At 39.9% G+C, this 14496-nt stretch carries 11 protein-coding genes; 10 read left to right on the top strand and 1 reads right to left on the bottom strand.

Annotation, left to right across the window (positions count from 1 at the left end; all coding sequences use genetic code 11):
• Positions 1 to 5: 5 nt before the first annotated feature.
• Positions 6 to 1001: a hypothetical protein gene (locus G613_RS18315; protein ID WP_029230995.1), complete on the bottom strand. Its 996-nt coding sequence runs from the start codon at positions 999 to 1001 to the stop codon at positions 6 to 8.
• Between the two features lie 160 nt (positions 1002 to 1161).
• On the opposite strand from G613_RS18315, the gene G613_RS18310 reads away from it, so the two are divergent.
• The 10 genes from G613_RS18310 to G613_RS0101625 all read left to right on the top strand — a co-directional run bounded on the left by G613_RS18310 (position 1162) and on the right by G613_RS0101625 (position 14482).
• A complete protein-coding gene (locus tag G613_RS18310; RefSeq protein ID WP_029230994.1) occupies positions 1162 to 2634 on the top strand; it encodes a RyR domain-containing protein in 1473 nt (490 codons plus the stop codon).
• Positions 2635 to 2709: 75 nt separating this feature from the next.
• Entirely contained in the window at positions 2710 to 4077 is a 1368-nt protein-coding gene (locus tag G613_RS0101665) for a hemolysin family protein (protein ID WP_029230993.1), read from the top strand.
• Between the two features lie 28 nt (positions 4078 to 4105).
• On the top strand, positions 4106 to 4843 hold the full coding sequence (locus G613_RS0101660; protein ID WP_029230992.1) for a YebC/PmpR family DNA-binding transcriptional regulator: 738 nt from the start codon (positions 4106 to 4108) through the stop codon (positions 4841 to 4843).
• 97 nt (positions 4844 to 4940) lie between these two features.
• Positions 4941 to 6614 (top strand): hypothetical protein, encoded by a 1674-nt coding sequence (locus tag G613_RS0101655; protein ID WP_029230991.1) that lies wholly within the window; start codon positions 4941 to 4943, stop codon positions 6612 to 6614.
• A 45-nt stretch (positions 6615 to 6659) separates the two neighbouring features.
• On the top strand, positions 6660 to 9590 hold the full coding sequence (locus G613_RS0101650) for an insulinase family protein (protein WP_029230990.1): 2931 nt from the start codon (positions 6660 to 6662) through the stop codon (positions 9588 to 9590).
• 26 nt (positions 9591 to 9616) lie between these two features.
• Positions 9617 to 10537, top strand: a complete 921-nt coding sequence (locus G613_RS0101645; RefSeq protein ID WP_029230989.1) for a DUF4349 domain-containing protein — start codon at positions 9617 to 9619, stop codon at positions 10535 to 10537.
• 1 nt (position 10538) lies between these two features.
• Positions 10539 to 11630, top strand: coding sequence for a GTPase Era (gene era / locus G613_RS19770; RefSeq protein ID WP_029230988.1), 1092 nt, complete (start codon positions 10539 to 10541; stop codon positions 11628 to 11630).
• 42 nt (positions 11631 to 11672) lie between these two features.
• The gene (gene recO / locus G613_RS0101635) at positions 11673 to 12326 is read left to right on the top strand and encodes a DNA repair protein RecO (RefSeq protein WP_029230987.1); all 654 of its coding nucleotides are present in this window, start codon (positions 11673 to 11675) and stop codon (positions 12324 to 12326) included.
• 65 nt (positions 12327 to 12391) lie between these two features.
• Positions 12392 to 13021 carry a hypothetical protein gene (locus tag G613_RS0101630; protein WP_029230986.1) on the top strand — a complete coding sequence of 210 codons (630 nt, stop codon included), beginning with the start codon at positions 12392 to 12394 and terminating at the stop codon, positions 13019 to 13021.
• A gap of 51 nt (positions 13022 to 13072) precedes the next feature.
• Positions 13073 to 14482 carry a glycine--tRNA ligase gene (locus tag G613_RS0101625; protein WP_029230985.1) on the top strand — a complete coding sequence of 470 codons (1410 nt, stop codon included), beginning with the start codon at positions 13073 to 13075 and terminating at the stop codon, positions 14480 to 14482.
• Positions 14483 to 14496 lie beyond the last annotated feature (14 nt).

Below are 14496 nucleotides of genomic sequence, written 5' to 3'. Positions count from 1 at the left end.
TCTTTTTATCCGAATTTCTTTTTGGCTTCTGAATATTGAACGTTGATTTCTGCAAGAGCAGCAGTGTCGCCGTCCATGTTGTCGGGGTGATAGAGCTTTACTAGTGACTTGTACTTACGGTCTACACTTTCTCTGGAACTGCAGCCTGCAAAGAAGTTAAAGGCTGCAGAAGGTCCGGAGTCGTTCATGTCCTCATCCTCGTCATCCTCATAGTACTCCGCTTCGTAATCGTCCTCGTCATAGTCTTCGTCATCATCATATTCTTCATCTTCGTAGTAGTCATCTTCGTATCTGTCTGGATAGCTTTCGTCCTCGTAGTCATCATATTCGTAGTCATCGTCATACTCGTCATCTTCATAGAAATCTCGTTCGCTGCGTCTTAGATAATCTCGGCTATCATCATCTTCAAATTCTTCATGATGCCTTCTGAGCCATTTTTCGTAATTTTTTTCGTAATGTCTTTTACCGGAATTTGGGAAAAGACGATAGTATCTGTCCTGAAACTGGGCGGCAAATGATTTCTGAAATATGGCTCTTATAAGGTATATAACGATATCAGCACAGGCCGCGTAGAACAGAAATTGTCCAAAGGACATGAAGACGCCTATGGAAAGAACAGCAAATAGTACCGGAACAGCCATAACAAGGGCCAGGATAATTAGCAAAATGAAGGTAATGCTGCCTCTGGTTGGATAGATATTAAGAACAAGCCAAATGCGAAGATCTCTAAAAAGTTTGACCGAAACAGCCGCATCTTTTTCCAAAAGCTCTTCGTACTCCGTAAAAGCTTCGATCTCCGGTATACCCTTGAAAACAAGGATGATATTCAAAATAAAGAAAAGAAGAAATGCTATGGAGGTTAGAGGGAGAACACAAAAGAAAAGCTTAAGGATCTTGAATAAGCTCTTACAAAACCAGGCCAGCATGGAGAAAAAGGCCTTGAGAATATATAGAAAAAAGCTGATTACAGCATTTATCATAGTTGAAATAAGTGAAACCATAAATATCCCCCAAATGAACTTTCACACTGTATTTTACTATGAAAAGTGCTCCATATAAAGATTTATTGCTTGAAACACCGAAAAATGATAAGGTTGTAGAGGGTTCGCAATTTCTGATCTGCTAAATAATTGCGAACATAAGCTTGGTGGGGGATTGAACATGAAAATATTTAGTTACATAAAAGAAAAATGTCCTTGGATTTCTTATGCCTTTGGTCTTATCCCGTTTATTGTCGCCTGTATAGGTTATGGCTATTATGGAAAACTGCCTGTCTGGGAGACAGTATACGCATCTGTTGCTTTGTATTTTGTTAATCCGGTTGTGGATTTTGAAAATTCACTTATTGTCTTTGCTGAGATTACTGCTGTAATCGTTACAGCCGGCATCATTTTGAGCGTCGTTAGATATGCCTACGCCAAGGTTGATCACTTTTTTACCAGATTAAGCGGAGATGCTACGGTAGTCTATACCGACAATGATTTTGGTCAGGAACTGGGCCAGAACCTTTCTCATGGCTACACAATCTTCAATAACCCTGATGATGACAGGGATAACCTTAAGAAGTTTAAGGTTGAAAAGGTCAAAAATCATATACTCATGTTTGAAAATGACATGGATAATGTCAGCTTTTATACAGAAAATGAGAAAAAGCTTGCCGGAAGCAATGTCTTTATGATGCTTAGAGATATTGATCCGTCCCTTCTTGACACTGCGGATAAAGGGGCTTCTTGCCTTCATTTCTTCAATATTTACGATGTTATGGCCAGGGATTATTGGAGAAAATACAATTTATATGAGAAGAGAAAAGACAGGATAAAGATAGCTATCATCGGCTTTGGCAGGGTTGGAACAGCAATATTTAAGTACGGATATCTTAACAATATTTACGGGCTTGATCAGGAGATTGAATATCATATCTGGGGCTGTTCTACTTCAGCGGCTGAATTTGTCGGCAGCCTTAATACCATGAATAAAGACAAAATCGTTATTCATGAAGAAAGCTGGGAAGAGGGTATCGACTGCCTTGCGCAGATGACAAGGGTAATTTATACACTTCAGAATCACAGCATTGAGCTGGTTCAGAAGGTGTTATATGTCAATCCTGACGCTGAGATTCATTGCTACTGTGAGAATCCTGCAGGACTTGCGCAGCTTTATATCTCAAATAAGATTGTTGCCTTTGGCGATATGACTGATATTTTAACGGAAGACAATATCAAAAAAGAAAAGCTCTATAGACAGGGAAAGCTTTTTAACTATGATTATCACCTTAGATACAGCGGCGAAAATGCAGGGGATGATTTCGAGGAAAAAGCTGAGAGTGAGTGGAAGAAGCTTAATGGCTTTTTCAAGAGCTCTAATATTGCAAGAGCTGATCACTATTGGATTGAGAAAAGACTTGTCTCAGACGGTGAGCTGGAAGAAAATTCGGAAGATGCATGGAAAATCGAGCACATCAGGTGGAGCAGATTCTATTTTGCAAATCACTGGACATATGACCCAAAGAGGGACAACCTTATGAGAAAGCATCCTCTTTTGGTACCTTATGAGGAGCTGTCCTATGAAGAAAAGTCCAAGGATGGTGTGTATAGCGAGGTAATAAGGGCAGAAATTGATAAACTTACCCTTTGATTTTGGGGCTACTAGTCTAGTTAATCAAAATATGTTATAGTGTAAGTTGACATTTTATGTATAGGAGGAACTACTATGGACGAAGGCTTGCCTTCTGTCAGTATTCTGATTTTTGTCATTATTCTTTTAATGGACATTCTTGTACATGGATTCGGTGTTGCTCTGGGCCATGTCAAGGAAGAGGAAATTGAAAAGAAAGCTCTGGAAAACAAGGAGCAGCTGAGTGCCAAGATTCTTAAGGCCATCAAGGATGATGCTAATCTTATTAAATGCATTCAGTATTTTAATATTGTAGTAAATATGATTTTGGGCGGTATCGTCACCATTAGCATTGCAAAGGCTATTATAGGTTATGCCGGATTGGTGGCGGAAGACGCTGATTTTTCATGTCGGATTATTTATTTTTGTACCGCGCTTATCATAAGTCTCCTTATCATGTGCTTTGGCGTTCTTATTCCAAGAAAGCTTGCGGCAAGATATCCTGATAAATGGATATATGTTTGTTTTTATCCTGTAAGGATAATCCTTGGAGTGTGCTATCCGTTTGTTTTCATAGCCAATACTCTTTCTGCCGGTCTTTTATATCTATTTGGAATTCGAGGGGAAGCGGATGAGTCTGATGTAACAGAAGAGGAAATCAAGTCAATGGTTACTGAGGGACAGGAACAGGGTGTTCTTCAGGAAACAGAGGCTGACATGATCACCAATATCTTCGAGTTTTCAGACAAAGAGGCCAGAGATATTATGACAAATAGAAAGGCAATGGTGGCGATTGATGCCAACATGAGCCTTAAGGAAGCAGTTGGGTTCATGATGGACACCAACAATAGCAGATTCCCGGTATACCTTGATGATATTGATCATATCATTGGTATCATGCATATAAGAGATGCCATGAAGAAGTTGTCAGAGGAGACAGATGAGGAACTTCCTATTAGGAAGATCAAGGGTCTTCTTAGACAGCCCAAATTTGTTCCGGAGACGAGAAACATAGATTCTCTTTTCCACAGCATGCAGTCCACCAAGACTCAGATGGTTATCATTATTGATGAGTATGGCCAGACAGCAGGACTTGTTTCAATGGAAGATATTCTGGAAGAAATCGTTGGAAATATTATGGATGAGTATGATGAAGATGAAAACTTTGTCAAACCTACCAAGAATTCCGGCGAATATATAGTAGAGGGGAAAACTCCTCTTGAAGTTCTGGAGAAACGATTTAAAATATCTTTCGGCGAGACAGAATTTGAAACGCTAAACGGATATATGATATCTAAGCTTGACAGGATTCCTGAGGCTGATGATGAGTTTAGCACAACAGTAGACGGCTATAGTTTCAAGATTCTTTCTGTAGATAATCACATGATTCAGAGTGCATTGGTTAACAAGCTCCCTGATGAAGAGGTTTCCCAGGAAGAAAAAGAATTAGAAATAGCAAATTAGATTTATCTTTAAAGGAAGGAAGTTTTTTATGTCAGGACATTCAAAATTTGCAAACATCAAGCATAAGAAAGAAAAGAATGATGCTGCAAAGGGAAAAATTTTCACAATCATTGGTAAGGAAATTGCAGTTGCAGTTAAGGAGGGCGGTCCAAACCCAGCTAATAACTTTAAGCTTGCAACAGTAATTGCCAAAGCTAAGGCTAACAACATGCCTAACGATACTATTGAGCGTGGTATCAAGAAGGCATCAGGAGCTGATGGAGCAGTTGATTACAAGAGTATTACATACGAAGGATATGGCCCAGGTGGTACAGCTATCATCGTTGAGACTCTTACAGATAACCAGAACAGAACAGCAGCTAATGTTAAGAGCGCATTTACAAAAGGTAACGGTAACGTTGGTACTCCTGGCTGCGTATCTTATATGTTTGATAACAAAGGTCAGATCCTTATCGACAAGGAAGAGTGCAAGATGTCATCTGATGATCTTATGATGCTTGTTCTTGATGCCGGCGCTGATGACTTTAATGAAGAAGACGATAGCTACGAGATCCTTACAACTCCTGATAATTTCCAGGCTGTAGTTGAGGCTCTTAACGAGGCTAAAATTGAGACAGCTTCTGCAGAAGTTACAATGATTCCTCAGAACTATGTTTCTGTAACTGATCCGGAGACAGTTAAGTATCTGACAAGAATCCTTGATCTTCTTGACGAGGATGATGATGTTCAGGCAGTATATCACAACTGGGATGAGCCTGAAGAGTAATTGATTCACGATTTTTATGATTTATCTATGAAAAAAGTCTTGTTTTTTATTCAATAAAATCTATAAAACAAAATATGAGACGTGGGGGAGTCCTGAAATGAAACTAAAACGTATGTGGCCAGGTTTGTGCATCTTGATTGTGTTTATGATTTTTGATGTGATAATGGTAGCGAGTTCTAGTTTCTTTTCAGGACTTTTTCCGTCTAATGACATGACTTTGGCATATTCTATTATTCTGACAGTGCTGAGTGTGCTGATAATGAATGTGCTGACTTTTTTATTTGGAAGAATATGCGACCATATAGGAATATATGATATGGCAGAAACAAAGGGCATCAGAGTAATTTATGCTTTGATGCTTATTGCCGTTTTTGCGGGCGGTATTTTTTACAGATTGGATGTTCTTTCCAGAACCACGGTGGCGCCTACCGGAAAGCTTTCTTTATTTGAAAATGCCAAGGTGGGAGCAACTTCTGTGAGCACGGAATATGACCTTTTGTCTGTTGTATATTCTGACATTCTTAGGGTGGTCTTATACTTTACAGGCAACAAGATTATTACGGCATTCGGAGTACAGATTGCATTTTTTATGGTTTTTGTGATTCTCGGAACCATTACATGCAGGATGCTTCTTGGAAAGGCTGCTTCAGTTATTTTTGCTGCTTATGTTTCTTTTATGCCAATATTTGCTGAGAATTTGCAGAAGGCAATAATTGGAACAGACGAGCTGTTTATGGTTATGCTGGGTATAGAGCTCCTTATCATAAGCATGTACCTGAAAGATGCTTCAGATGGGGCATATACCTCTAAGTGGTTCATCTTTTGGTATGTTATTGTCGGTGTAGTTGTTGGCTTTATGGCCTATCTGGATGCGGGAACGCTTGTTTCAGTACTTCCACTGCTTCTTTCTGTCATGTTTATGGCAGGAGATGACAAACACACCGGAGCGTTTAGTTTCATTTTTGTAGTGCTTGCGGGGGCTATCACATTCTTTGCTATGATCATCCAGGAAGCAGGTCTGTTTAAGATGGGCGCCGTGCTTGCCAACTGGGCTTCATATTATTTCCATAACCTTAATACCTTTAGCACCTTTTGGACCTATACCAACTACAAGTTGGTTTATGTTATTACCTTTGTTGCCATGTCCGGAGTTTTGGTGGGATTTTTCAGAAATAAGAATTTCGGTAGAGTGTCACCATGGCTTTTGTCTACAATCCTTGTATTTATGGCAACTCCTTTCTTTGGCGCCACAAGAATGAATGACCAGAACATGGTTACTGTATTTTTTGCATTTGTGCTTGCCTGTGTTGTTTCTCTTATTACATTGACGCGCCATGAGACTGTGCATAAAGATTTGCCTGAAAAGACCAAAACCAATGAACAGCTTTCAGCAGAAGCTATGGTTACAGGAACTACTGTTGCAGAAAAAGAAAAAGAAACAGAAAAAGAATCAGAAGACGAGAAACCTCGTTTTGTACCGGAGGGCATGGTGCTTCCAACCGGAGCTGAGGATGAGATGGACATTGATAAGTCCAAGATGAGGATGCCTAAGTTTGAGGGAAAGATTTCTCTTGATAGAAAGCAGACCGAGAAGAAAGAAGAACCTGAGAAGCCGGACGTTTCTGAGCAGCCTCTGGAAGAGAAAAACGAAAGAAAAGTTGTCTTTAAGAAGAAATCTGATTACAAGACAGCTCATGTCCATGTAGAAAAAGAAAAAGAAAAAGATGAGTTTGATCTTCCGTTTAAGAGCGGGGACGATTTTGACATTTGATTTGTTTATTATATGTAAATACATTTGAAAGGCGATAAATAATAGATGAGATTAGAAGACTTAACAACCTACGAGATTATAGAGAGTCGCAGAATAGAAGATCTTAATTCTGACAGCTATATTCTCAGGCACAAAAAGACAGGAGCAAGGGTAACTCTTTTATCCAATGATGATGATAATAAGGTTTTTGCCATTGGATTTAGGACTCCACCTAAGGATTCTACCGGAGTTGCGCATATCATAGAACATACTGTTTTGTGCGGATCAAAGGAATTTCCTATAAAGGATCCATTTGTAGAGCTTGTTAAGGGTTCTCTCAATACATTTTTGAATGCAATGACATTCCCTGACAAGACGGTTTATCCGATTGCCAGCTGTAATGATGCAGACTTTCATAACCTGATGCATGTTTATCTTGATGCAGTTTTTTATCCTAATATTTATAAAACTGACAAGATTTTCAAGCAGGAAGGCTGGCACTATGAGATGGAAGATAAGGACAGCCCTCTTACCATCAATGGTGTTGTTTATAACGAGATGAAGGGAGCATTCTCTTCAGCTGATGACGTGCTTTCAAGAGAAATTCAGAACTCTCTTTATCCGGATATTACTTATGGAATTGAATCAGGCGGTGACCCTGATGTTATTCCGGAGCTTACCTATGAGGAGTATCTGGATTTCCATAGAAAATATTATCATCCATCAAACAGCTATATTTATCTGTACGGTGATATGGATATGGCTGAGAAGCTGGATTACATCGATAAAAACTATCTTTCAAGCTTTGATTATCTTGAGGTAGATTCAAAGATACAGAGACAGGAAGCTTTTGCAGCACCCAAGGAGATACACAAGTCATATTCAATAATGGAGAGCGAGCCTCTGGATCAGAATACGTATCTGTCCTACAACTGTAGCGTTGGCTCAACCCTCGACAGAAAGCTTTACATTGCTTTTGATATTCTTGATTATGCGCTTTGTTCTGCTCCGGGAGCACCTATCAAAAAAGCTCTTATTGATAAGGGAATTGGTCAGGATGCTTACAGTGAGTACGACAATGGCCTTCAGCAGCCTGTGTTTTCCATCATTTCCAAGAATGCAGATGCTTCCCAAAAGGATGAGTTTGTTGCAACCATCAGAGAAGTTTTAGAGCAGCAGGTAAGAGATGGAATTGACAAGAAATCTCTTTTGGCGGGACTTAATTTCGATGAATTCAAGTATAGAGAGGCAGATTTTGGCAGATTCCCTAAGGGACTTTTATATGGCCTTCAGATATTTGACAGCTGGCTTTATGACGATAACAGTCCATGGATAAATGTCGAAGCCAACGATACTTTTGCGCAGCTCAAGGAAGAAGCAAAGGGAAGATATTTTGAAGATCTTATTCAGAAGTATCTTTTGGACAACCCGCACAGAACAGTTCTTCTCTTGGAACCCCAGCAGGGACTTACAGAGAAAAAGGATGAGGAGCTCAAGGAAAAGCTTGCTTCCTATAAGGCTTCTCTTTCAGAAGAGGAAATCGATAGGATTGTACGAGAAACAAAGGAATTAAAAGAGTATCAGGAACAGCCCGATAATCCTGAGGATCTTAAGAAAATTCCGCTTCTTAAGCTTTCTGACCTCAAGAAGGAATCAGAAAAGTTCATATATGAGCTCAAGGAGCATGAGGGCGTAAAAATTCTTCATCACGACATCTTTACCAATGGAATTGACTATATTTCTTTTGTCTTTGATCTTAAGAATATTGATGCTAAGTACCTTCCATATGCATCTGTGCTTAAAAAGGTGCTTGGAATGCTGGATACAGCCAATTACTCCTATGGAGATCTTTATAACGAGATCAATATCTTCACAGGCGGCCTTTCAGGAGCAATCAGCACATACACTGATTCTGATGACGCAACAAGGTTTGAGACAGCCTTTGAAATAAGCGTCAAGGTGCTTCATGGTAATATCGATAAGGCTTTCGATCTTGTTCAGGAGATTATTACATCAACTAAGTTTGATGATGTTAAGAGACTTAAAGAGATATTTGGTGAGCAGTATGCAAGACTTCAGTCAGACCTTGCATCAGCAGGACATCAGACAGCTGCACTTCGTGCCATGAGTTATATCTCTCCGGCTGCGTATGTATCCGATTGTGTAAGCGGAATAGGTTACTTTAGACACCTTGAAAAGCTTAACAAGGAGATAAACACTGAGGCCGGTGCAAAAGAAATCATTGAAACCTTGAAAATGCTTAGCAAAGCAATCTTTAGGGCAGATAATCTTTTGGTTGATATTACAGGAACAGACAAGGAATATGTCGGAATTCCTGAAAACAGCAAGAAATTTGCAGATAGCCTTTACACAGAAGAGATTAACCTTGGAAAGCTTGATATTAAAACTACCAAGAAGAACGAGGCCTTCAAAACAGCAGGCCAGGTTCAGTATGTATGCAGAGCAGGTAACTTTGCAAGCAAGGGACTTAAGTATAATGGGGCCCTTCGTGTTCTTAAGGTGATGATGGGGTACGATTACCTTTGGAAGAACATCAGAGTTATTGGTGGCGCTTATGGATGTATGAGCAGCTACGCTAAGAATGGTGACAGTGCTTTTGTGACTTACCGAGATCCTAATCTTAAGAACAGTATTGATGTATTCGAAAAAGCTGCTGATTACCTTAGAAACTTCGATGATGATGACAGAACAATTCTTCAGTATATCATTGGAGCCATCTCTGATCTTGATACTCCTAAGACTCCTTCGGGGAAGGGAGCTTACGGCCTTACAGCATATCTTTGCAAGGCTAAAATGGAGAACATTCAGAAAAACCGTGATGAACTTCTTGGCACAACCAAGGAGACAATCAGAAGCCTTGCAGATTATGTTGATGCCTTTATGCAGGATGAATGCCTTTGCGTAATTGGTACTAATGACAAGATTGATGAGGAAAAAGAGCTGTTTGATGATATTCAGCAGCTTGTAAATAGGTAACTATTTTACATTGGGGAGGAAAAACTATGAAAAAGAGTGTTGGAGCAAAGTTATTAACAGGTGTTTTGGCAGCATCATTTCTTTTGACTGCCTGCGGAAGCAACAAAGACAGCTATTACGCAGAGTCGCCGGCTGCAACAGAAGCTGCTTATGACTCAAATGGTGTATATGAGTACAAAACAGCTGATTTTGCTACTGAAGAATCAGCAGAATTAACCGGTAATACTCAGGCAGAACAGGTTGTAGATACTTCAAGAAAGCTGATCACTACCATGAATATCTCTGCAGAAGCAGAGAACCTTGATGAAGTTCTTGGATCTGTTGATAGTAAGATCAAGGAACTTGGCGGCTATGTGGAATCAAGCAACATTTACAATGGTAGCAGATACTCAGGAAGAGTAATAACAAGAACAGCAGACCTTACAATCAGAATTCCTGCTGCTAAGCTTGACTTATTCCTTGAGACTGTAGAAGGCGTAACAAATATAACCAATAAGTCCAAGAACGTAGAGGATGTAACTCTTCAGTATGTTGATATTGAGAGCAAGAAAAAAGCGCTTAAAGCTGAGGAAACCAGACTTCTTGAGATTGTAGAATCTGCAGAGACAGTAGAAGACATCATTACAGTTGAAAGCAGGCTTTCTGACGTAAGGTATGAAATTGAGAGTATTGAATCACAGCTTCGCACCTACGACAATAAGGTAAACTACAGCACAGTATATCTTGATGTTACAGAGGTTACCAAATATACACCTGTAGAGGAAAAGAGTGCCGGAAAGAGAATGGTTGAGGGCTTCCTTGAAAGCTGCAGCGATGTACTTCATGCTATTGCCGAGCTTTTTATCTGGTTTGTGATTCACATTCCGCAGCTTGTGATCTTTGCGGCATTTGTGACCGTAATTGTTCTTATAATCAGGAAGATTAGTAAGAAAAAGAAGAAAGGATAAGATGAAGGATAATTTTAAAACAGGTTTTATTACACTGATAGGACGTCCAAATGTTGGAAAGTCCACACTGATGAACCATATGATCGGACAGAAGATTGCCATTACTTCCAACAAGCCTCAGACAACCAGAAATAAGATTATGACAGTTTATACTGATGATGACTGCCAGATGATATTCCTTGATACTCCCGGAATCCATGATTCCAAGAATAAGCTTGGAGAGTATATGACCAAGGTTGCCAAGAGTACACTTGATGAGGTGGATGTGGTTCTGTGGCTTGTTGAACCAAGTACCTTTATTGGTGCAGGTGAGAAGTCAATCATAGAAGAACTTAAAAAGTGTAAAAAGCCTGTGATTCTTGTCATTAACAAGATAGATACCGTTTCCAAAGATGACCTTGAAAAGTTTGAAAATGCCTATAAGGCTGAGATGGATTTTGATAAGGTTGTTCATACGGCAGCACTTAAGGGACAGAACATTAACGAGCTTATGGATGCCATTAAAGAACTTCTTCCTTTTGGACCTCCATTTTATGATGAGGAAACTCTTACAGACCAGCCTGAGAGGCAGATTGCGGCTGAGATTATCAGAGAAAAAGCACTTCGTCTTCTTCAGGATGAGGTTCCACATGGTATAGCGGTTACAATAGAAACTATGCGAATGAGGGAAAAAAAGGTAGAGGAGCCTAAGCCTAAGAAGAAAAAGAACAGACATCAGCATCCGCCAAAAAAGAGCAAACTTGAAGCTATGGAAAAAGAGGCAGCTCTCATGCAGGATGATATGGATGAAGACTTTGACGGACCTATGGTCCTTGATTTATCGGGACTTCAGCAACCTGAAGAAAGCTACGACCCTGATGGAATTATGGATATAGATGCTACTATCATCTGCGAGAGAGATTCTCATAAGGGTATTGTTATTGGAAAAGGTGGCGCAATGCTCAAAAAAATCGGCTCTGCTGCAAGAATAGATATAGAAGAACTGGTGGGCTGCAAGGTTAATCTTCAGTTGTGGGTAAAGGTAAGGCGTGACTGGAGAGATGACAAGACCCAGATGAAGAGCTTCGGCTATGATATCAGGGATTTGAAGTAATGTTGTTTTTGTGATGTTTTATCACAGGATCAGGATTTTAACATGGAAGATTTTGTAATCGTCCGCGGAATAGTACTTAAGCATGCTCCGGCAGGAGATTATGACTGGGTTGCAACGATTTTTACGGCAGAGAGGGGCAAGATAACTGCCTTTGCCAGAAGCGCCAGAAAACCATCAGCCAAGCTTTCTGGTATGGTGGAGCCTTTCTGCTTTGGCACATTTAAACTTTTTGCTGGTAAGAATTCTTATACTATTGTGGAAGCGGATATCGAAAATTATTTTGAAGGTTTCAGGACTAATTTGGAAGGTGCCTGCTATGGCACCTTTTTTCTTGAGCTTTGCAGCTTTTATACAAGAGAGAATAATGAAGATATTGAGCTTTTGAATCTGCTTTATCTTTCACTTAAAGCTCTATTAAAGGATAATATTTCCAATAAGCTGGTCAGATGCATTTTTGAGCTCAGAGCTCTTTTGATAGAGGGTGAATATCCCGGTATTCCTGACAGAAGTGGGCTTTTGGAATCTACTAAATATGCCATGGAGTATATAAGTTCAAGTCCGCTTGGCAGATTGTTTTCTTTTAATCTGTCGGAAGAAGTTCTTGCGCAACTTGATCAGATAACTGTGGAATATAGGAAAAAATATATAGACAGGCCCCTAAAGAGCCTTGAAATGCTAGAAACCTTTGAGTATTGAAAAAGAAAAACTATTTGGCTATAATAACTTTGTTTGTATTTTTTTAGCTAAATCGAGGGGAAATAGTGAAAATACATAGTGTTAAAGAGAGTAATGACATATCCAGACCTGCTTTATATTTAATTGCCGGATTAGCGTTTACATGCGCTGTTGCTCTTACAGGATGCGGCAAGGACAATAATGTGGATACCAGCCTTAGTATTAGCAAGGATGGTAAAATCACCAATACTATTTATGAGGATTTTGGGCAGGACTACTATGATATTTCTGAATTGTCCAATATGGCAACTGAGGAAATATCTTATTATAATTCCGAGTATGATCTGCCGAGGATATCCTTGAACTCAGCTGAGATTCTGGAGGATGAAGCTATTGCCAAACTCGTTATGACATTTGAAAGTTCTTCTGATTTTTCGCATTATAATCAGACCAAGCTTTTTTATGGAACTGTGCAGGAAGCAATGGAGCTGGGATATGAACTTTCAAGTTCGCTTGTGGACAAAAATGGCGACAAGATTGACCTTGGAAGTAATGATTTTATGGATAGACATATTGTAATTACCGGTGAAAAGACTGTAATATATACACCATACAATATTGAGTATATAACAAGTGGTGTGACTATCAGAGATAAAAAGGAAGCCGATCTTACTAATGTAACAACCGACATGGTACAGATACTTCTTTCAAAATAAAAAAAGTTTTAAAAACGTCTGCAGCAACTTGCAGTCGCAGAATGGAGGATTATGGAAGCAAGCGCAAAAACAATGGACAAAATTGTAGCCCTGGCTAAGGCAAGAGGATTTGTATATCCCGGATCAGAGATTTATGGTGGTCTGGCCAATACTTGGGACTATGGTAATTTGGGCGTTGAGTTCAAGAATAATGTCAAGAAGGCATGGTGGCAGAAGTTCGTTCAGGAGAACCCTTACAATGTAGGTGTTGACTGTGCGATTCTTATGAACCCACAGACATGGATTGCCTCAGGACATCTTGGCGGCTTCTCTGATCCACTTATGGATTGTAAGGAGTGTCACGAGAGATTTAGAGCTGACAAGATCATTGAGGATTTTGCTGCTGAGAACAATATTACTCTTGAGACTTCTGTAGATGGTTGGTCTCATGAGGAAATGGAGAACTTTATCAAGGAGCATTCTGTTCCTTGTCCATCATGCGGCAAGCATAACTTTACAGGTATCAGAGAGTTCAACCTGATGTTCAAGACATTCCAGGGCGTAACTGAGGATGCCAAGGATACTGTATATCTTCGTCCTGAGACAGCACAGGGTATATTTGTAAACTTCAAGAATGTACAGCGTACATCTCGTAAGAAGGTTCCATTTGGTATCTGCCAGATCGGTAAGAGCTTCCGTAACGAGATCACACCTGGTAACTTTACATTCCGTACAAGAGAGTTCGAGCAGATGGAGCTTGAGTTCTTCTGTAAGCCTGGAACACAGACTGAGTGGTTCGAATATTGGAGAAAGACCTGCTATGAGTGGCTTCTTTCCCTTGGTATTGATAAAGAACACCTTCGTCTTCGTGACCATGATCCAGAGGAGCTTTCATTCTACTCAGATCATACAACCGATATCGAATATGCATTCCCATTCACAGATTGGGGCGAGCTTTGGGGTATTGCTTCCAGAACTGACTATGACCTTACAAGACATCAGGAGACATCTGGTCAGCCTATGGATTACTTCGATGATGAAACTAACGAAAAGTACATCCCTTATGTTGTTGAGCCATCACTTGGTGCAGATCGTGTAACTCTTGCATTCCTCTGCGAAGCTTACGACGAGGAGAATATTGGAACAGAAGAGAAGCCTGATATGCGTACAGTTCTTCACTTCCATCCAGCACTTGCACCTGTTAAGATTGGTATCCTTCCACTTTCCAAGAAGCTTAATGAAGGCGCAGAGAAGATATACGCTAAGCTTTCCAAGAAGTATAACTGCGAGTTTGATGATCGTGGAAACATTGGTAAGAGATATCGCCGTCAGGATGAAATCGGAACACCATTCTGCATTACATATGACTTTGAATCAGAAAACGATAACATGGTTACTGTAAGATTCAGAGACAGCATGGAGCAGGAGAGGGTTGCTATCGATGAACTTGAGGCATTCTTCTCAGATAAGTTTGACTTCTAATAATGACAAAATAT

This window comes from Butyrivibrio sp. VCB2006, assembly GCF_000420945.1.
Classification (GTDB): domain Bacteria; phylum Bacillota; class Clostridia; order Lachnospirales; family Lachnospiraceae; genus Butyrivibrio.
Note: the sequence above shows the minus strand (reverse complement) of the source record. Positions and strands in the feature narration are given on the sequence as shown.